Below are 17261 nucleotides of genomic sequence, written 5' to 3' on the forward strand. Positions count from 1 at the left end.
TATGACGATTACTGCACAGGGGCTTACCTGGGGCATCCCCCTGCTGAGGCTCCTCGCTGCCCTGCTTTTATTGCTGGCTTTCGCCATGCTGGCGCAACGGCGGCTACTCACCCTGATTCATCTTCTCGCCTGGCAAGGGGTAGTCCTCGCCGCCGGTACAGCGCTGGTGGCGCTACTGACCGGACAAACAGAGTTATGGCTTTCCGCAGCCCTTACCCTGAGCCTGAAAGCCATCCTGATCCCGACGGTCCTGTATCGTCTACTGCGGCGTCTTCAGGTGCGTGGCGATGTCGAGGTGGTGCTCAACATCCCCCTGACCCTGCTCGCGGGCATCGCTCTGGTCATCTTCGCTTTCTCCCTCGCCGCACCCATTACCGCCCTGACCGGCGCGGTGACCCGCGGCATGGTCGGCATTGCCCTCGCTGCCGTGCTGCTCGCGTTCCTGATGATGATCACCCGGCACCAGGCCATTTCCCAGGTGGTGGGCTTCCTGGCTATCGATAACGGCCTCTTCTTCGCCGCCACCAGCGCCACCCTGGGGATGCCGCTGATCGTGGAACTGGGCGTAGCCCTGGACGCCCTGATTGGTTTCGTCATTCTCGGCGTGTTCTTTTTTCAGATACGGGAGACCTTCGACAGCATGGATCTCCAGCATCTGGAACATATCCGGGAGGAATGATGCCGATTCTACTGGTGCTGTTATGCGCGGCGACAGGCATCCCCTTGCTCGCCCTCTGGGGGGACGGACGCCGGGGTGCGGCCCTGTTTATCGGCATCAATATGCTAACCCTACTGGCCATCCTGGCGCTGGCGGTGCGGGTGTTGCGCGACGGCGCATTTACCGCGGGCAACGGACAATTCATGGTGGACGATCTCAGTATCCTGCTGATACTGGTGGATGGCGTGGTGGGACTCAGCACGGCATGGTTCTCCCGCAGCTATATGCGGCAGGAAATCGTCCACTGGTCGCTCTCCCGCCGGCGTGTCCGCCTCTATCACGCCATGTTCCAAACCTTCCTTACGACGATGCTGCTGGCCTTGCTGACCAACAATATGGGCATCCTCTGGGTGGCCATGGAAGGCGCCACCCTGTCCACGGTCTTGCTGGTGAGTCTCTTCCGCACGGCGGAGGGCCTGGAGGCCGCCTGGAAATATTTCATCCTCTGCGGTGTCGGTCTGGCGATGGCGCTATTCGGTACGATCCTGCTGTATTTCGCCGCCCAGAAAGTGCTGGGGCACGGTGCGGATGCGTTGCTGTGGACGCATCTGGAAGCCGTGCGCGGTCAATTACAGCCGCAGGTCATGGCCATCGCCTTCATCTTCATGCTGGTGGGCTACGGGACCAAAATCGGCCTGAGCCCGCTCAACAACTGGCTGCCGGACGCCCACGCCAGCGGCCCCAGCTCGGTTTCGGCGGTACTTTCCGGACTCTTGCTCAATGTGGCCCTCTACGCCGTGCTGCGCGCCAAAGTGCTGGTGGACGGTGCCCTCGGTCCGGACTTCGCCGGTCGGCTGCTGATGGGCTTCGGTTTACTCTCCCTGCTGGTGGCGGCCTTTTCCATGCTGCGGCAGCGCGATGTGAAGCGGCTTTTCGCCTATTCCTCCATTGAACACATGGGATTGGCCACCTTCGCTTTCGGGATCGGCGCACCACTGGCGAGTTTTGCGGGCTTACTGCACATGATCAGCCATAGCCTGACCAAGTCCTCCGTGTTTTTCTCGGTCGGACAAGCGGTACAGAGTGTCGGCAGCCGGGAAATACAGCGCATCCGCGGCCTGCTGGCATTCAGCCCCGTCCTGGGCTGGGCACTCATGCTGGCGGTGCTCTTTATCCTGGGGATGCCACCCAGCGGCCTCTTCCTGAGTGAATTTCTCATTATCACCAGCACCTTGCAGAACCAGCCCTGGCTCACGCCGGTGCTCCTGCTGGGCTTGGGTGTAGCCTTTGCCGGAATTTTTCCGCGCCTGCAGGGAATGGTCTTCGGGCCCGCCCCGGAAGGTATCGCCCGCCAACCCACCACCGGCATCATCCCGGTCTTCATCCAACTGGCCCTGGTCATTTTGCTCGGGGTGTTCATCCCCTGGACGCTGGTCCAGTGGATGCAGCATGCCGCCCTGCTCCTCCACGGATAAGGACGGCCATCATGCCCAACCCAGCACTGCGCCTACTGACGGATTTCAAGCGATGGGGCACCCCGTTACCGGTGTGGTCCGGTCGCCTCTACAACGAGTATTGGCCGCTCGCCGCCCAGAACATCCGTGCGCAAGGCGGACGCCTGCTGGCGCTCTGGGGCGAGGACCGCCGCAGCACGGAAGCAGGCTATCTCGTCCATGCAGCGTTTCTGTCCGAGACCGGCATCATCCGCGCGGAAATGATCGTGGACCCCGCCATTGCAGCCTATCCGAGCCTGGCCACCGTTTTCCCGGGCGCTCTGCGCATGGAACGTACCCTGTATGACCTGCTGGGCATCCGCGCGACGGGGACAGACGATACCCGCCCCTGGCTGCGGCATGCCGCCTGGCCAGCCGATCAATTTCCCCTGCGCACCGATTTTTCTGGAGAAGGTCTGGATATCGCCGCAGATCGCGACTACACCTTCCTAGCCGCGAGCAGCCCGGACACCCACGAGATTCCGGTCGGGCCTATACACGCTGGCATTATCGAGCCGGGGCATTTCCATTTCCAGGTCCTGGGGGAAGAAATCCTGCGCCTGGAGGAACGCTTCGGCTACACGCACAAGGGCGTCGAGCGCCTCTTCCAGGGCCTGGACGTAGCAGCAGGCGCGCGTCTGGCCGGACGGATCAGCGGCGACAGTACGGTGGCTTATGCCTGGAGTTATGCGCAGGCGATTGAGCAGATTACCAACGCGCCGGTGCCAGAACGTGCCCAATGGCTGCGCGCCCTCTGCCTGGAACGGGAGCGGCTGGCCAATCATCTCGGTGATCTCGGTGCCATCGGCAACGACGCCGGACTGGCCTTCGCCCTGACTCAGTTTCAGGCCCTCAAAGAGGACCTGCTGCGCGAGAATCAACACTATTTCGGGCATCGCTATCTCATGGACCAAGTCTTGCCGGGCGGGGTGGACGGTGATCTCACGGTGGCGGCCGTCGCAACCCTGCAGCGTACCGGGCAGACGCTGAAAACCGCCGTCGGGCGCCTGCAGGAAATCCTTGCCGAGCACGGCGGCCTGCGCGACCGGGTGGTGCAACTCGGCATAATCTCCCCCAAACGGGCGGCGCAACTGGGACTCATGGGGGTCGCCGGACGGGCCAGCGGCCAAGCCTGGGACCTGCGGGTGCAGTTCCCCACCAGCCCCTATGACCAACTCCAGGTACGGATGGCCAGCGCCGCAGAAGGCGATGTCGCGGCGCGCATGGCCGTACGTTTTCAGGAAATTTTCGAGTCGCTGCGCCTGCAGGAGGAAATCCTCCGTCGACTGCCTGGCGGAAACGTGTACCACCCGCTGGATCTCCGGGACGCAACGGGGGAAGGCATTGGTTGGGTGGAGGGCTGGCGGGGAGAGGTATTTTTCTGGCTGCGTATGGAACAGGGGCATATTTGCCGCTGTCATCCCCAGGACCCGTCGTGGACACTCTGGCCGGCCCTGGAAGAGGCCGTTCTGCGCGATATCGTCGCGGATTTCCCGCTCATCAATAAATCTTTCAATCTGAGTTACAGCGGCCATGATCTTTAAGCACGACGCCCGGGCGACTCCCGGAAGGAGGCAGTAATGTACCGGATATTGCGCGCGGCCCTGCGGCTGGGAAGGGTGGGAGAGACACCACCGCGGACACAGCGTGACCCATCCTCCGCCAGCCCCAGCGGTTTTCACCACAGTCTCAGCATCCGCCATGTGGATGCGGGCTCCTGTAATGGCTGCGAGTTGGAGCTCAATGCCCTGAATGGCCCCCACTATGGCTTGGAGCAGGCGGGCTTTCGCTTTACCGCCTCGCCCCGGCATGCCGACGTGCTCACCGTGAGCGGGCCGGTGACCCGCCATATGGTCGCCGCCTTACAAGATTGCCACAACGCCATGCCTGAACCCCGGAAGGTCATCGCCATTGGCGATTGCGCCGGTTGCGGCGGCGTGTTCCAGGGCAGTTATGCGGTCATGGGCGGCGTCGCAGAGGTCTTGCCGGTGGATCTGCAGGTACCAGGCTGTCCGCCGGATCCTGACGCCCTGCTGCGGGGACTTTTGCAGGTGTCCGGGGAGCGGATAGAGCGCTGATACGAGCTATGATCCTGACCCTCACAGGTTGAGCACTGCCCGGCAAAGCGTGGGCAGAAGTAATTCATAATGCTTTACTTATTGGGTTAATAATATTTTTCTGCTTATGTTACCAGTATTGTTGGTGCTATAATGGTCAGATTTTTTATTAAAAATATTCTGCTTGTAAATATCCGTTAGCCGAATCAACTGTGCAGCTGGCGAAAAACATTTTTTCATATCTTAATATGCACATAAAATGAGTAATCATGGATCAATCTAATCGTTATGCCGATCTTTCTCTGCAAGAAAACGATCTTATAAGCAATGGCAAACACATTCTGGTAGCCTATAAAATGAAGTCCAAAGCGGGCCACGGCTATCTCGAAGCTGCCGCCCACTTTGCCGCAGAATCGTCTACCGGCACCAACGTCGAAGTATCGACCACCGACAACCTCACCAAGGGCGTGGACGCCCTGGTCTATCACATCGACGAAGCCGCCGAGGATATGCGCATCGCCTATCCGCTGGAGCTGTTCGACCGCAACGTCACCGATGGCCGCATGATGATCGTCTCCTTCCTGACTCTGGTCATCGGCAACAACCAGGGCATGGGCGACATCGAACACGGGCAGATGATCGACTTTTTCATGCCACCGCGCGCCATCCAGTTGTTTGACGACCCGGCCAAGGACATCTCTGATCTGTGGCGTATCCTCGGTCGCCCGGTCCAGAACGGCGGCTATATTGTCGGCACGATCATCAAGCCCAAGCTGGGTCTGCGCCCCGAACCATTTGCCGCAGCAGCCTACCAGTTCTGGCTCGGTGGCGACTTTATCAAGAATGACGAACCCCAGGGCAACCAGGTCTTCGCCCCGGTGAAAAAAACCATCCCGCTGGTCTATGACGCCATGAAACGCGCCATGGACGAAACCGGTGCGGCCAAGCTGTTCTCCATGAACATCACCGCCGACGACCACTACGAAATGTGCGCCCGCGCTGACTTCGCCCTGGAAACCTTCGGTCCCGATGCCGACAAACTGGCCTTTCTGGTGGATGGTTTCGTGGGTGGCCCCGGCATGATCACTACGGCGCGCCGCCAGTACCCCGGGCAGTATCTGCACTACCATCGCGCCGGACACGGCATGATCACCTCGCCCAGCGCCAATCGCGGCTACACCGCCTTCGTGCTGGCTAAAATGGCCCGCCTGCAGGGTGCCTCCGGTATTCATGTGGGCACCATGGCTACGGCAAGATGGAGGGCGGTGCTGACGACCGCAACATCGCCTACATGATCGAGCGCGACAGTTGTGACGGCCCCGTCTACCATCAGGAGTGGTACGGCATGAAGCCCACCACGCCCATCATCTCCGGCGGCATGAATGCCCTGCGCCTGCCCGGTTTCTTCGAGAATCTCGGCCACCGCAACGTGATCAACACGGCAGGTGGCGGCGCCTACGGTCATATCGACAGCCCGGCGGCTGGCGCGGTCTCCCTGCGGCAGGCTTACGAATGCTGGAAGGCGGGAGCTGATCCCATTGCGTACGCCAGGGAGCACCAGGAATTCGCACGGGCCTTCGAGTCCTTCCCCGGTGATGCCGACAAGCTCTACCCAGGCTGGCGCGAAAAACTGGGCGTACACAAGTAGGCCCTCGACCGGTTCCGGTAAAGCGGGTGAAAACGCTCCCATCCGGGGGCGTTTTTATTGCAAGCGAGGTCCCGCAGCCTGTTTTAAAATCCACCTTTTCCCGTTTGGCGCCGCTGGCGCCGAACCCAGAACGGAGCACCGCATGACTGCAACAGATTCCTCCATCCTCAATCAGTATCGGGTAGGCAAGGAGCCATTTTACCAAGCTCAGCATGACGAAGTGGCCCTGTTTGAGGCCGCTTATCGCAAGCGCTTGCCGGTGATGGTCAAGGGACCGACCGGCTGCGGCAAATCCCGCTTTGTCGAATACATGGCCTGGCGGCTGGGCAAAGCACTGATCACCGTGGCCTGCAATGAGGACATGACCGCCGCCGATCTGGTCGGCCGCTGGCTGCTGGACAAAGACGGTACCCGCTGGCAGGACGGCCCGCTGACGGTGGCCGCGCGCTACGGCGCCATCTGCTATCTAGATGAGATTGTCGAAGCACGTCAGGATACCACCGTAGTGATCCACCCGCTCACCGATCATCGGCGCGCCTTGCCGCTGGACAAAAAGGGTGAGCTGATCAGCGCCCATGCTGATTTTCAGATAGTGATTTCCTACAATCCCGGCTACCGGTCGCTGATGAAGGATCTCAAGCAATCTACCAAACAGCGCTTTACCGGCTTCGAGTTCGACTATCCCAACGCCGAACTGGAAAGCGAGATTCTGGTGAAGGAAACCGGCGTGGCAAGCACCATAGCCGCCCAACTGGTCACGGTGGCCGCCACTGCCCGCCGTCTCAAGGGGCATGGTCTCGATGAGGGCATCTCCACCCGGCTCCTGGTCTATGCAGCGATGCTGATTGACGATGGAGTAGCGCCGCGTTCGGCCTGCCGCATGGCTTTGGTTCAGCCCATCACCGACGATGCCGACATTCGTGCGACACTGGAACACGCCATCGACATGACTTTCACCTGAAACATCGCCGTACGGGATACCCATGACTGACCACCTGCACAACACCGCTCTGCCGCCACAATTGGCAGCGGCCTACCGGGACCAGCTCGACTGCCGCTTTCCCTGGGTCGGCGAGGTCTTTCCCGATTGTATCGCCAAAGCCGCCGCCAGCCTCAGCCCGGCGGGGATGAGCGCGTATATCGATGCGGCGCGGACGCTCTGCAAACTCGGGCGGGGTGAAGAACCGGTCCTGATTTTTCTCGAAGAGTGGCCGGATATCGGCACGGCGCTGGGCGATTCGGCTCTGGAGCCGGTCATGCAGATGGTGCAGCACATGCAACGTTCGCCGAACGGCAACACCATTGGCGGATTTCTGCAAACCCTGGCACCGGTCACCCGCGCCCTGCAGAGCCGCGCGTTGCTGAGAGATTACCTGAATACGCTACGCGACATGATGGAACGGACCACCGGCTCCATCCACGGCCATCATCAGACCCACCCAGCCCCGGCCTACCCGACCTGCTGCGCCAGGCACCCGCTTTACTACAGTGCTTGACGGTGGATGGCTTGCGCAACTGGGTGAACTACGGCGTGCGTAATTATCTCCAGCACCCTGAACGCCAAAAAGATTTCTTCTCACTACAGTCGGCTGACAGCCCGGCGGTGATGCAGCGCGAACGGCATGGCACCCTGCTGGTGGATGTCGAACGCAAGCTGGTTCTCTATCTGCGCGGACTGTGGCAGGACAGCGAAGTACTGGTACCCTATTCCACCGCTTTTGCGACGCTGCGCAAGCCGCAGCCTTACTATGACTCACTCGGTATGCGGCTGCCGGATGTGCTGGACGATCTGCCGGGCGCCCGTGCCCTGGACCGTTATCGCGCGACGCTGGCGCACATGGTCGGCCACCGGCGCTGGTCAACGCCGCAGATAGCAGATAACTGGAGCCCGTTCCAGCGCCTGGCGGTGGAGTTTTTCGAGGATGCCCGCATCGACACCCTGCTCATCCAGACCTATCCCGGCCTGCGGGCGCTATTCCTCGCGCTGCACCCCAAACCTGCTGAAGAGGCCTGGATCCAGAGACCACCTCCTGCCTGCGCCATCGCTTGACGATGCTATTGCGAGCGCTGCTCGACCCGGAACACGGCTACCGTAACCCCGTACTCAAGGACTTTGTCGAGCGCTTCCAGGCGGAACTCGCGGGCGGGAATGCCGACACGGCGAGCATGGCCCGGCTGGCACTGGATTATGTCACCACCACGCGCCGCCAGAGCGATCAGTTCGCCAAAATGCATTTCGCCGATACCGAAATCAACTACCGTGACGACAATCGCGGGCTGTGGCGCTTCATTGAAGCGGGCGACGAAGAAGAGTCCTTCGACGAGGAGCACCGCACGGCGCCGGATCCTGAAGCGCAGGGCCTGCCGCCACGCCACTATCCTGAGTGGGATTACCAAAGCCAGAGTTACCGACCGGACTGGGTCAGCCTATACGAAGGGTTGCACGCCTCGGCGTCACCCGCAACGATAGATCAACTGCTCCTCAAGCATGCAGCACTGGCCAGACGGCTAAAACGCCTGCTCGACCTGCTCAAACCGCAGGACAAAGTGCGCATCCGTTATCAGGAAGAAGGCAGCGAACTGGATCTGGATGTCGCTTTGCGTTCCTGGATCGATTTCAAGAGCAGCAGCCCTCCCGATCCACGCATCAACATGAGCCATCGTACGGCGGGCCGCGACATCGCCGTCACTTTGCTGCTCGACCTCTCCGAATCACTGAACGCGCCCGTCAAAGGCAGTAGTGACGGCCAGACCATCCTGCAATTATCGCAGGAAGCGGTATCGTTGCTCGCCTGGTCCATCGAACAAATTGGCGATCCGCTGGCGATTGCCGGCTTCAACTCCAATACCCGCCATGCAGTGCGTTATCAGCACATCAAGGGTTTCTCCGAACCCTGGGGAGACACCGTCAAGGGCCGCCTGGCGGCACTCCAAGCCAGTTATTCAACCCGGATGGGTGCCGCCCTGCGCCATGCCGGACACTATTTGGCGGCACGCCAGGCCGACAAGAAACTGATGCTGGCACTCACCGACGGTCGGTCCTCTGACATCGACGTGCAGGATGAGCGTCTCCTCATTGAAGATGCCCGTCAGGCGGTCAACGAAATGGATCGCAACGGCATCTTCACCTACTGCATCAGCCTTGATCCCCAGGCCGACGCCTATGTTGCCGACATTTTCGGTCGTCAGTACACGGTCATCGACCACATTGCCAAGCTGCCGGAAAGACTACCGGAACTATTTATCGCCCTGACCAGATAACGATCCCCTACTCCGGCAACAAGCGTGCCGCTTCCTGATCCAGCAAAAAATCCCGGAAGACCTGGGTAGCCGCCGAAAGGCGCTTCCCCTGACGATGCACCAGATACCAGTGGCGTTCAATGGGTAAGCCTTGCACATCCAGCACCGCCAGACGCCCAGCCTGCAACTCTTCCCGCACCGTATGCAGAGAAGCGATGCCCAGCCCCATACCGGCGCGCACCGCATGTTTGATCGCTTCGTGGCTGCTGACTTCAATGCTCGCATGCAGAGCAATTCCGGCCTTTTCGAAAAATTGTTCCACCGCGATCCGCGTCCCCGAACCCGACTCCCGCATAATGAAGGGATAAGCCGCCACCGTCGCCAGAGTAATCGCCCTGACCCGAGCCAAGGGATGATCGGGCGCGGCAATGATCACCAGCGGGTTTTCCAGAAAAGCCGTCGCGTCCAGCGACAAACCCGCTGGTGGCCGCCCCATGATGGCGACATCCACTTCATTCTCCGCCAACTGATGCAGCAGGGTCTCCCGGTTCGCAACATCCATACTGACCGTCACCTGCGGGTGCAATTTACTGAAAGCCGCCAGCAGATAAGGCGCGACATACGCTCCAGTGGTCGCCACGCTGATATGAATATGTCCCCCGGACAACCCCTTGAGGTCATTGATCACCTGCACTGCCTCATCCAACTGCTGGGTGATGGCGGCACTGTAGCGCGCCATTTCCCGCCCCGCTTCAGTGAGATAAATCTGTCGGCCCAGTTGTTCAAAGAGCGGCAGTCCGACTTGCTCTTCCATCTGTCGGACCTGCATGGATACGGCGGGTTGGCTGAGATGAAGCGACTGCGCCGCGCGCGTAAAGCTCTGATGCTTCGCCACAGCGGTAAACACCTGTAACTGGCGAAAGGTGAGATGCATGCTCATGGTGCTTTCCTGTAGTGGCAGCAACTAACGCAATACTGCACGCCACTATATCAGCATTACCTTATGACACGATACCCATACATCGTCACGAGTGGACCGCCAATGGGTGGTGCCCGATCTGCTCCATCATTTTCTGTGCAATAGCGTACAAAGAAATGGTATGTGTTGGTCCCAGATCACGGATACGGTCTTCCATCCTGGTCGCCAAAAGCGGAAAATCCGTTCCCTTATACGCAAAGACTATCCTGTTCCCAAACAATTCCGCCTCGATAACAATGACCTGGTCGTCAAATCTCTCGCGGATTCTGGTAATATAGGTGGCACATTTTCTATCGCTATTGAGCATATTGACCACCAATACGCCGCCCTTCCGGAGTTTGCCATAGCAATGGTCGTAGAAATCCGCACTGCATAATTGTCGGGCCTGGCCATCCTGGTTGAACCCGTCAATGAGCAGCACATCGACAAGTTTGGAGCGGTTTCGGACATATACCGCGCCATCTGCACAAATCACCTTGAATTTTGGACCATCCGGAGGAATTTTGAACTTGTCGCGCAGGGCAATAACACTGGGGTTGATCTCTATTGCCGTGAAGTCAACATCCGGGATATGGCGCAGGCAATATTTCGCCAGCGAACCGCCGCCCAAACCGATCATCGCGATCCGTTCGGGTTTTGGCTGGAGCATCAGGAACCCCATCATTGCCCGGGTATATCCTAGAATAAGATTATCGGGGTCGGCTTTGCGCATAACACTTTGCGTGGCCGAAAAGTCGAAGCGTAGCGTTATCTCGCCATCCCCTTCATGGGCAAAAGGGTTCCCCGTCAAAGTCAGCGGCCGTGCATCCATATGCCCGAGTAAGGTATCGACAAATTCATCCATATTTTCGTTGCACCATTTTCCGCCATGCCGGCTGGGGGATCAGGGACGGAGCGCGGCGTACCCATCCTGCTCTATCATCGTTGTTTTGGTCTAGTTCAGAATCGGTCCGCAGAGCCGCAGGGATTCGTCATCGGCGGCGGGTCCATGTTGATCAACGGCGCCAATTCCTGCAAAGCCTGCCAGTACACGCGGCGCTTGAAGGCAATGATTTCATTCACCGGCATCCAGTAATCCACCCAGCGCCAGTCCTCAAACTCCGGCTGCTGGGTGCGCAGGTTAATTTCCGCCTCTTCGCCTTCAAAACGCAGTAAAAACCATATCTGCTTCTGCCCACGATAACGGCGCCGCGAGGTGCGATGACGGGCACAGGGCACTTCGTAGCGCAGCCAGCCCCGCGTCCTGCCAAGAATACAGACCTTGGCCGTCCCCACCTCTTCTTCCAGCTCACGAAACATCGCCTGCTCCGGCGTTTCCGCGTAATCGATGCCGCCCTGGGGGAACTGCCAGGCGTTTTCACCCCGGCGTTTGGCCCACAACACCTGATTGTGTTCGTTACAAATAATCATGCCCACATTGGGGCGATAGCCGTCCGCGTCTATCATGTTCATCGTCTCTGCCGATGCGTTTATGCTGCAATATAGCACGCAGACGGGCCAGCGTCAGTCCACTCCTACGTGCAGCAGATCCAGCGGATAGCGCTTGCCCGCCTGATAATCGGCCACACAGCGCTGGACCATGACGCTGCGCATCTCCCCTTGGCGCACCGCCACTTCCTCCGGAGTCAGCCAGGCTGGGCCGATAATGCCCGTATCCAGGGCACGGCTCATATCCCGGGGACCCAGGCACCCTCCAAAAGCAAAGCGCAGATAAGTCAGGTTTTTCTCAGGAAATTCCCAGTGATAAATGCCCGTCAGATATTCTGGCTGAAAGGTGTAGCCCGTTTCCTCCAGGGTCTCGCGGACCGCTGCATCCAACAGTGTTTCACCGGGGTCCCAGTGGCCGGCGGGCTGATTGAAGCAGCGCCGCCCCCCCACCACCTCTTCCACGAGCAGAAAACGGCCGTTCTCCTCGACGACAGTGGCTACCGTCACATGCGGCGTCCAGATCATGGGATTTTCTCCATCGTACGCTCCGCTTCCGTGAGTTCACGCCACTGACCGGGAGGCAGATCGTCCAGCACAAAAGGGCCGAAGGCCTCTCGCTGCAGGGTCAGCACCAGATTATCCAGAGCGACAAACATCCGCCGAACCTCATGGTATCGCCCCTCCGTCAGGGTCAGCAAGACCTCCTGATCGGTCAGGCGCTGCATGGCTGCGGGGTGACAAGGGGTCTCTTCACCTTCCAGCATCAGAGTGCCCGCGCCCAGGATGTCCGCCGCGTCGTCCCGCAACGGCGCCTGCAGGGTCACCCGATACACCCGGGGAATGGCACGGCGCGGGCTCGTCCAGTGGTGCAGCCAATCCCCATCATCGGTGAGCAGCAGGACACCGCTAGTCTCACGGTCCAGACGCCCGACGCTGCTCAGCGACGGTCGCCGGTAGCGCCAGCGCAAGGGGAAATCCTGATAGATGGCGCGCGGATCATCGTGCGCACAAACCTTGCCCAAAGGTTTGTGATAGAGCAGATAGAGGGCATGGGGGTGATCAATGGGCTCATCATCCACCCATACCAGCGCCGCATCCACTTTGGCAGAGGCTTTGCGCAACAGCTCTCCGGCCACGCGCACCTGCCCCTCGCGCAACAGATCACGCACTTCGGAGCGGCTGCAATATCCCAGGCGGGACAGTAAATGATCAATGCGTTCGGCAGATTTTTGCATAGCGCGTAGTTTAGCCTGGGGGACAGGCTGACGAAAAGCCTTTAAACCACTATGATCAGGTCAGAATCACGCGAAGCGGAGCGCATCATGACGACCAAATATACCCTACCCCCGGAATGGGCCCCGCAACGCGCCGTACAACTTACCTGGCCACACCCCGATAGTGACTGGGCGCCGCGCCTGGCCGCGGTGTTGCCCGTATTCGCCAGGATCGCCCGTGAAATCAGCTTCCGCGAAGAGGTACTCATTGCCTGCCATGACACGACCAGCGGCAAGGTCTGCAAGAAATATCTGCAGCACGCCGGTGCCAATCTCGCGCGCTGCCATCTCCACACCGTTCCCAGCAATGACTCCTGGACCCGCGATCACGGTCCCCTCATCCTGCAGAACCCTGTTGGACAGCATAAACTGATGGACTTCGCCTTCAATGCCTGGGGTCTCAAATTCCGCGCCGACCTGGATAACCAGATTACCCGCCACCTGTATGCCCAAGGCGCTTACGGAAGCGCAGCACTGGAGATTTCCGGGATGGTTCTGGAAGGCGGCAGTATTGAAGTGGACGGCGCGGGCACCCTGTTGACTACCAGTGCCTGCCTGCTCTCGCCCAACCGCAACCCGCAATGGTCCGCGGCGCAAATCGAGGACGCCCTCCGCACCCAGCTCGGCGTAGAACGCATCCTCTGGCTGCACAGCGGCCATCTGGAAGGCGATGACACGGATGCCCATATCGACACCCTCGCCCGCTTCTGCAACCCGCACACCATCGCCTACCAGAGTTGCGATGACCCCGACGACAGTCATTTCGCCCCACTCCAGCAGATGGCTGCGGAGCTCAGCGCCTTCCGCAACCGTAACGGCGAGCACTACCACCTGATCCCTCTGCCCTGGGCACAAGCGCAGTCTGACGAAGAGGACAACCGTCTCCCCCTGACCTATGCCAACTTTCTCATCCTCAACGCCGCCGTTCTGCTGCCCACCTACGACGACCCCGCCGACCACATTGCACAAGAGCGCCTGCAATGCATCTTCCCTGACCGGGAAGTGATCCCGATCCCCTGCAGCGAGCTGGCCCGTCAGCACGGCAGTCTGCACTGCGTCACCATGCAGTTGCCGCGTTAAAGCCCTACTGCGCCATATCTTGACAGCAGCGCAGCGCTCCGCCATGGTGGCCTGAATTTACGAGGACCCCTATGCTGCATTTTCCGGATATCAATACCGTCGGCTTCCAGCTCGGCCCCATCACCATTCATTGGTACGGACTGCTGGAAATCATCAGTTTTGTCATAGCCACCGTCTGGCTCATCCGGCGCGGCCGTATGGCGCACTGGAACTGGGGCAAAGAGCAAGTGGTCGACTTGGAATTTTATGTGGCCATCGGCGCCATTCTGGGTGGCCGGGTGGGCTATGTGCTCTGGTACAATCTCCCTTATTATCTCGGCAATCCACTGAAAATGTTGGCAATCTGGGATGGCGGCATGTCCTTTCATGGCGGCCTCCTGGGCGTCGTCATCGCCTGCTGGGCATTTGCACGACGCCATCAACAGCATGCCTTTCTGCCGACGCTGGACTTCATCGCGCCAGCCGTACCTATCGGGTTGGGTCTGGGACGTCTCGCCAACTTTATCAACGATCAACTTTTCGGTCGTGTCAGCGATCTCCCCTGGGCCATGGTTTTCCCCGCTGGTGGTCCGCAGCCCCGGCAGCCCTCGCAACTCTATGAATTTCTGCTGGAGGGCGTTCTGCTCCTGCTGATTCTCGCCGTCTATAGCCGTAAAGCGCGTCCTGCCGGTGCCGTCGGCGGCATGTTTGTCCTCTTTTATGGCCTCTTCCGTTTCATCGTGGAGTACACGCGGCAGCCGGATATTCAGTTGGGCTTTGTCTTCGGTCCCTACACCATGGGTCAGGTCTTATCGGTGCCCATGATTATTCTCGGCCCGCTGGTGATCTGGTGGGCCTATAAGGGTGGCTTCTCCGAATCACCCAAAAGCACATTGGCAGTCGATAATTAGCTGCTGCAGCTTAGCCCTGCCTAATGCCCATGGCTGAACTCAACCCGCCACAGCAGGAAGCGGTAAAACACATCCACGGCCCCTTGCTGGTGCTGGCCGGGGCCGGCTCGGGTAAAACCCGGGTCATCACTCAGAAAATCGTCCATCTCATCCGAGAGCAACAGATAGCCCCCAAACACATCTGCGCCGTGACCTTCACCAACAAGGCCGCCCGCGAGATGAAAAACCGCGTCGCGGAGGCTTTGCAGGGCCATAACAGCCGAGGCCTGATGGTTTCCACCTTTCATCATCTCGGCTTGCAAATCCTGCGCAAAGACATAGAGCGCCTGGGTTATCGCGGCAACTTCAGCGTCATTGACCCTGGCGACAGCTTGGGGATGGTGCGCAACCTGCTGCGCGAGGCCAGCGGCCCCAGCGATCTCGCCGAAGCCATTCAGGCACGTATCTCCCGCTTCAAGAATGACGGTTTCTTCCCCGAGGAAACGCATGCGGATGACCGTCTCGGCCAGGAGGCCGCCAATATATACGCGCCATATCAGCGCTCCCTCAGTGCCTGCAACGCGGTGGATCTGGATGACCTCATCCTCCTGCCCACCCGCCTGCTGCAAGACAACGCAGAAGCCCGCCACGACTGGCAGGACCGCATCCGCTACCTGCTGGTGGATGAATATCAGGACAGCAATGGGGCGCAGTACCGCCTGGTGCAGACGCTGCTGGGCACCCGCCACAACCTGACAGCGGTGGGAGATGATGACCAGAGCATCTACTCCTGGCGGGGTGCTGCCGCGGACAACCTGCATCGACTCGCGCAGGATTTTCCGAACCTCAAGGTGGTCAAACTGGAGCAGAACTATCGTTCCACCGGCCGCATTCTCCAGTCCGCCAATGCGGTCATTGCGCAAAATCCTCACCTCTTTGAAAAACGCCTGTGGAGCACGCTGGGCGATGGCTACAGCATCCGCGCCCTGCGCTGCGCCAATGAGACTGACGAGGCAGAGCAAGTAGTCAACGCCATACTCCGCGACCGCTTTCAACGGCAAGGGGAATACCGCGATTACGCCATTTTGTATCGCAGCAACCATCAGGCCCGCCCTTTTGAAGCGGCCCTGCGCAATGCCCGGATTCCTTACCAGATATCCGGCGGCCTCTCCTTCTTTGAGCGCAGTGAAATCAAGGACTTTTTGTCCTACCTGCGGCTATTGGTCAACCCTGACGATGATCCCGCTTTCCTGCGTGCGGTCAACACCCCACGGCGGGGCATCGGCAGCAGCACACTGGAGCGCCTGGGCGCCTTCGCCAAGGAACGCAATCTCTCGCTCTTCGCCGCGCTCTGGGAAGAGGCGTTGGAGTTACCTGAAAAGGCGCGCACTGCCCTGCACAGCTTCGCCGGCTGGGTGAATCTTAAGGCCGACGAAGTGGACAAAGCCGAGCTTATCCCGGCCTTGCAGAGCCTACCCGAAGAAATCGGCTATCTGCAGTATTTACAGAATGAAGGTGACGAAAAAGATGTAGGGCGGCGCTGGGAGAATATTCAAGAACTTCTGAGCTGGATGCAGCGCTTGCAAGAACAGGACGAAGGCCCGCAAACCCTCGCGGAAATACTCAACCGCCTGATGCTCTTCAACGTACTGGAGCGCGCGGAGGACGACGACCGTGATGTACTGCGCCTGTCCACCCTGCACGCCGCCAAAGGGCTGGAGTTTCCCCAGGTGTTTCTGGTGGGTGCCGAAGAAGAACTGCTGCCGCACCGCAACAGCGAAACCCCGGAGCAGATTGAAGAAGAACGCCGCCTCTTCTACGTCGGCATGACCCGCGCCCGCTTCCGACTGACGCTGAGTCTCTGTCGCAAACGCCGCCGCTACGGCCAGGATATCCATCCGAAGCCGTCCCGTTTCCTCCAGGAAATCCCTAAAGAGCACCTGGACTGGCAGGGCGATCAGGACCCCGAAGAAGAAATGGATCCGGCTGCCGCCTTCGCCCGGCTGCGGGGAATGCTCGGCAAAACCTGATAAGCACCTCCGCCACGCACAAAAGCGAGGGGGCGATCCACCCAACCGGATCGCCCCCTCTGCTCTGTATCCCGCACGGGCTGCGGGAGCTTACCTGTCTTTACCCAGCGACGTTACCCATGGCTTTGACGCGAGCCGAGAGCCGGCTCTTGGTGCGCGCTGCCATATTGCGGTGTGCCACACCCTTGCTCACCGTTTTGTCGATGACCGACTCCGCAGCGCGCAATGCGCTGCGTGCCTGCTCCTGATTGCCGAGATGAACGGCCTTCAGCACACCCTTCACATAAGTGCGCAGGCGCGAGCGCAAACTGGCATTGTGCAAGCGCCGTTTTTCATTTTGTAATACGCGCTTGCGCGCCTGAGCTGTATTGGCCAACTTTGTACTCTCCATATCTACAATCCCGCGTCTGCGGGAAATTAAGAGGCGTATCTTGGCGCCATCGCCCAGCTCTGTCAATATCAACACACCACGAAAAGCCCCCGGCGCGGCAACAGCAGGGCTGAA

The 17261-nt window shown here is 59.7% G+C and carries 17 protein-coding genes and 1 pseudogene; 12 read left to right on the forward strand and 6 right to left on the reverse strand.

All coding sequences use genetic code 11. The features are described 5' to 3' along the window. Position 1 precedes the first annotated feature (1 nt). From H2515_RS09965 to H2515_RS16085, 9 genes and pseudogenes are all read left to right on the forward strand, one after another. A complete protein-coding gene (locus H2515_RS09965) occupies positions 2-679 on the forward strand; it encodes a formate hydrogenlyase (protein ID WP_198659993.1) in 678 nt (225 codons plus the stop codon). After that, complete coding sequence (locus H2515_RS09970) at positions 676-2133, forward strand: hydrogenase 4 subunit F (protein WP_232821330.1); 1458 nt, start codon at positions 676-678, stop codon at positions 2131-2133. Before H2515_RS09965 ends, H2515_RS09970 begins: the two co-directional genes overlap by 4 nt. Positions 2134-2144: 11 nt before the next feature. After that, positions 2145-3695 (forward strand): hydrogenase large subunit, encoded by a 1551-nt coding sequence (locus H2515_RS09975; RefSeq protein WP_065413634.1) that lies wholly within the window; start codon positions 2145-2147, stop codon positions 3693-3695. A 36-nt stretch (positions 3696-3731) separates the two neighbouring features. Then, on the forward strand, positions 3732-4229 hold the full coding sequence (locus H2515_RS09980; protein WP_065413635.1) for an NADH-quinone oxidoreductase subunit B family protein: 498 nt from the start codon (positions 3732-3734) through the stop codon (positions 4227-4229). Positions 4230-4477: 248 nt separating this feature from the next. Beyond that, a pseudogene (locus H2515_RS09985) lies at positions 4478-5856 on the forward strand (ribulose-bisphosphate carboxylase). A 142-nt stretch (positions 5857-5998) separates the two neighbouring features. Continuing rightward, complete coding sequence (locus H2515_RS09990; RefSeq protein WP_198659994.1) at positions 5999-6817, forward strand: CbbQ/NirQ/NorQ/GpvN family protein; 819 nt, start codon at positions 5999-6001, stop codon at positions 6815-6817. Between the two features lie 22 nt (positions 6818-6839). Further along, on the forward strand, positions 6840-7352 hold the full coding sequence (locus H2515_RS16075) for a hypothetical protein (RefSeq protein ID WP_232821332.1): 513 nt from the start codon (positions 6840-6842) through the stop codon (positions 7350-7352). An 11-nt stretch (positions 7353-7363) separates the two neighbouring features. Then, a complete protein-coding gene (locus H2515_RS16080; protein ID WP_232821334.1) occupies positions 7364-7906 on the forward strand; it encodes a hypothetical protein in 543 nt (180 codons plus the stop codon). Positions 7907-7908: 2 nt separating this feature from the next. Next, positions 7909-9117, forward strand: coding sequence for a nitric oxide reductase activation protein NorD (locus H2515_RS16085; protein ID WP_232821624.1), 1209 nt, complete (start codon positions 7909-7911; stop codon positions 9115-9117). A 7-nt stretch (positions 9118-9124) separates the two neighbouring features. Here H2515_RS16085 and H2515_RS10000 read toward each other — a convergent pair whose 3' ends face one another. From H2515_RS10000 to H2515_RS10020, 5 genes are all read right to left on the reverse strand, one after another. Next, positions 9125-10036, reverse strand: a complete 912-nt coding sequence (locus tag H2515_RS10000) for a LysR family transcriptional regulator (protein WP_198659995.1) — start codon at positions 10034-10036, stop codon at positions 9125-9127. An 85-nt stretch (positions 10037-10121) separates the two neighbouring features. After that, a complete protein-coding gene (locus H2515_RS10005; RefSeq protein ID WP_065413637.1) occupies positions 10122-10919 on the reverse strand; it encodes a spermine/spermidine synthase domain-containing protein in 798 nt (265 codons plus the stop codon). A gap of 95 nt (positions 10920-11014) precedes the next feature. Further along, positions 11015-11521 (reverse strand): RNA pyrophosphohydrolase, encoded by a 507-nt coding sequence (locus H2515_RS10010; RefSeq protein ID WP_035194486.1) that lies wholly within the window; start codon positions 11519-11521, stop codon positions 11015-11017. A gap of 57 nt (positions 11522-11578) precedes the next feature. Next, positions 11579-12028, reverse strand: a complete 450-nt coding sequence (locus tag H2515_RS10015) for an NUDIX hydrolase (protein WP_198659996.1) — start codon at positions 12026-12028, stop codon at positions 11579-11581. Further along, the gene (locus H2515_RS10020) at positions 12025-12738 is read right to left on the reverse strand and encodes a pseudouridine synthase (RefSeq protein ID WP_035194300.1); all 714 of its coding nucleotides are present in this window, start codon (positions 12736-12738) and stop codon (positions 12025-12027) included. The genes H2515_RS10015 and H2515_RS10020 overlap by 4 nt, the downstream gene beginning before the upstream one ends. 87 nt (positions 12739-12825) lie before the next feature. On the opposite strand from H2515_RS10020, the gene H2515_RS10025 reads away from it, so the two are divergent. The 3 genes from H2515_RS10025 to H2515_RS10035 all read left to right on the forward strand — a co-directional run bounded on the left by H2515_RS10025 (position 12826) and on the right by H2515_RS10035 (position 16756). Next, positions 12826-13857: an agmatine deiminase family protein gene (locus H2515_RS10025; RefSeq protein ID WP_083091522.1), complete on the forward strand. Its 1032-nt coding sequence runs from the start codon at positions 12826-12828 to the stop codon at positions 13855-13857. Positions 13858-13928: 71 nt separating this feature from the next. After that, positions 13929-14747 (forward strand): prolipoprotein diacylglyceryl transferase, encoded by an 819-nt coding sequence (gene lgt / locus H2515_RS10030; protein WP_014028644.1) that lies wholly within the window; start codon positions 13929-13931, stop codon positions 14745-14747. Positions 14748-14776: 29 nt separating this feature from the next. After that, positions 14777-16756, forward strand: coding sequence for a UvrD-helicase domain-containing protein (locus tag H2515_RS10035; protein WP_176712603.1), 1980 nt, complete (start codon positions 14777-14779; stop codon positions 16754-16756). 100 nt (positions 16757-16856) lie between these two features. Here H2515_RS10035 and rpsT read toward each other — a convergent pair whose 3' ends face one another. Continuing rightward, complete coding sequence (gene rpsT / locus H2515_RS10040; RefSeq protein WP_035194295.1) at positions 16857-17132, reverse strand: 30S ribosomal protein S20; 276 nt, start codon at positions 17130-17132, stop codon at positions 16857-16859. Between the last annotated feature and the right edge of the window lie 129 nt (positions 17133-17261).

Origin of the sequence: Acidithiobacillus ferrivorans, assembly GCF_016250455.1 — a bacterium.
Taxonomy (GTDB): domain Bacteria; phylum Pseudomonadota; class Gammaproteobacteria; order Acidithiobacillales; family Acidithiobacillaceae; genus Acidithiobacillus; species Acidithiobacillus ferrivorans.

Bases quoted from the DNA above. Each gene is read 5' to 3' on its own strand.
- H2515_RS09965 (WP_198659993.1), top strand. From the start codon at position 2: ATGACGATTACTGCACAGGGGCTTACCTGGGGCATCCCCCTGCTGAGG.
- H2515_RS09970 (WP_232821330.1), top strand. From the start codon at position 676: ATGATGCCGATTCTACTGGTGCTGTTATGCGCGGCGACAGGCATCCCC.
- H2515_RS09975 (WP_065413634.1), top strand. From the start codon at position 2,145: ATGCCCAACCCAGCACTGCGCCTACTGACGGATTTCAAGCGATGGGGC.
- H2515_RS09980 (WP_065413635.1), top strand. From the start codon at position 3,732: ATGTACCGGATATTGCGCGCGGCCCTGCGGCTGGGAAGGGTGGGAGAG.
- H2515_RS09990 (WP_198659994.1), top strand. From the start codon at position 5,999: ATGACTGCAACAGATTCCTCCATCCTCAATCAGTATCGGGTAGGCAAG.
- H2515_RS16075 (WP_232821332.1), top strand. From the start codon at position 6,840: ATGACTGACCACCTGCACAACACCGCTCTGCCGCCACAATTGGCAGCG.
- H2515_RS16085 (WP_232821624.1), top strand. From the start codon at position 7,909: ATGCTATTGCGAGCGCTGCTCGACCCGGAACACGGCTACCGTAACCCC.
- H2515_RS10000 (WP_198659995.1), bottom strand. From the start codon at position 10,036: ATGAGCATGCATCTCACCTTTCGCCAGTTACAGGTGTTTACCGCTGTG.
- H2515_RS10005 (WP_065413637.1), bottom strand. From the start codon at position 10,919: ATGGATGAATTTGTCGATACCTTACTCGGGCATATGGATGCACGGCCG.
- H2515_RS10010 (WP_035194486.1), bottom strand. From the start codon at position 11,521: ATGATAGACGCGGACGGCTATCGCCCCAATGTGGGCATGATTATTTGT.
- H2515_RS10015 (WP_198659996.1), bottom strand. From the start codon at position 12,028: ATGATCTGGACGCCGCATGTGACGGTAGCCACTGTCGTCGAGGAGAAC.
- H2515_RS10020 (WP_035194300.1), bottom strand. From the start codon at position 12,738: ATGCAAAAATCTGCCGAACGCATTGATCATTTACTGTCCCGCCTGGGA.
- H2515_RS10025 (WP_083091522.1), top strand. From the start codon at position 12,826: ATGACGACCAAATATACCCTACCCCCGGAATGGGCCCCGCAACGCGCC.
- lgt (WP_014028644.1), top strand. From the start codon at position 13,929: ATGCTGCATTTTCCGGATATCAATACCGTCGGCTTCCAGCTCGGCCCC.
- H2515_RS10035 (WP_176712603.1), top strand. From the start codon at position 14,777: ATGGCTGAACTCAACCCGCCACAGCAGGAAGCGGTAAAACACATCCAC.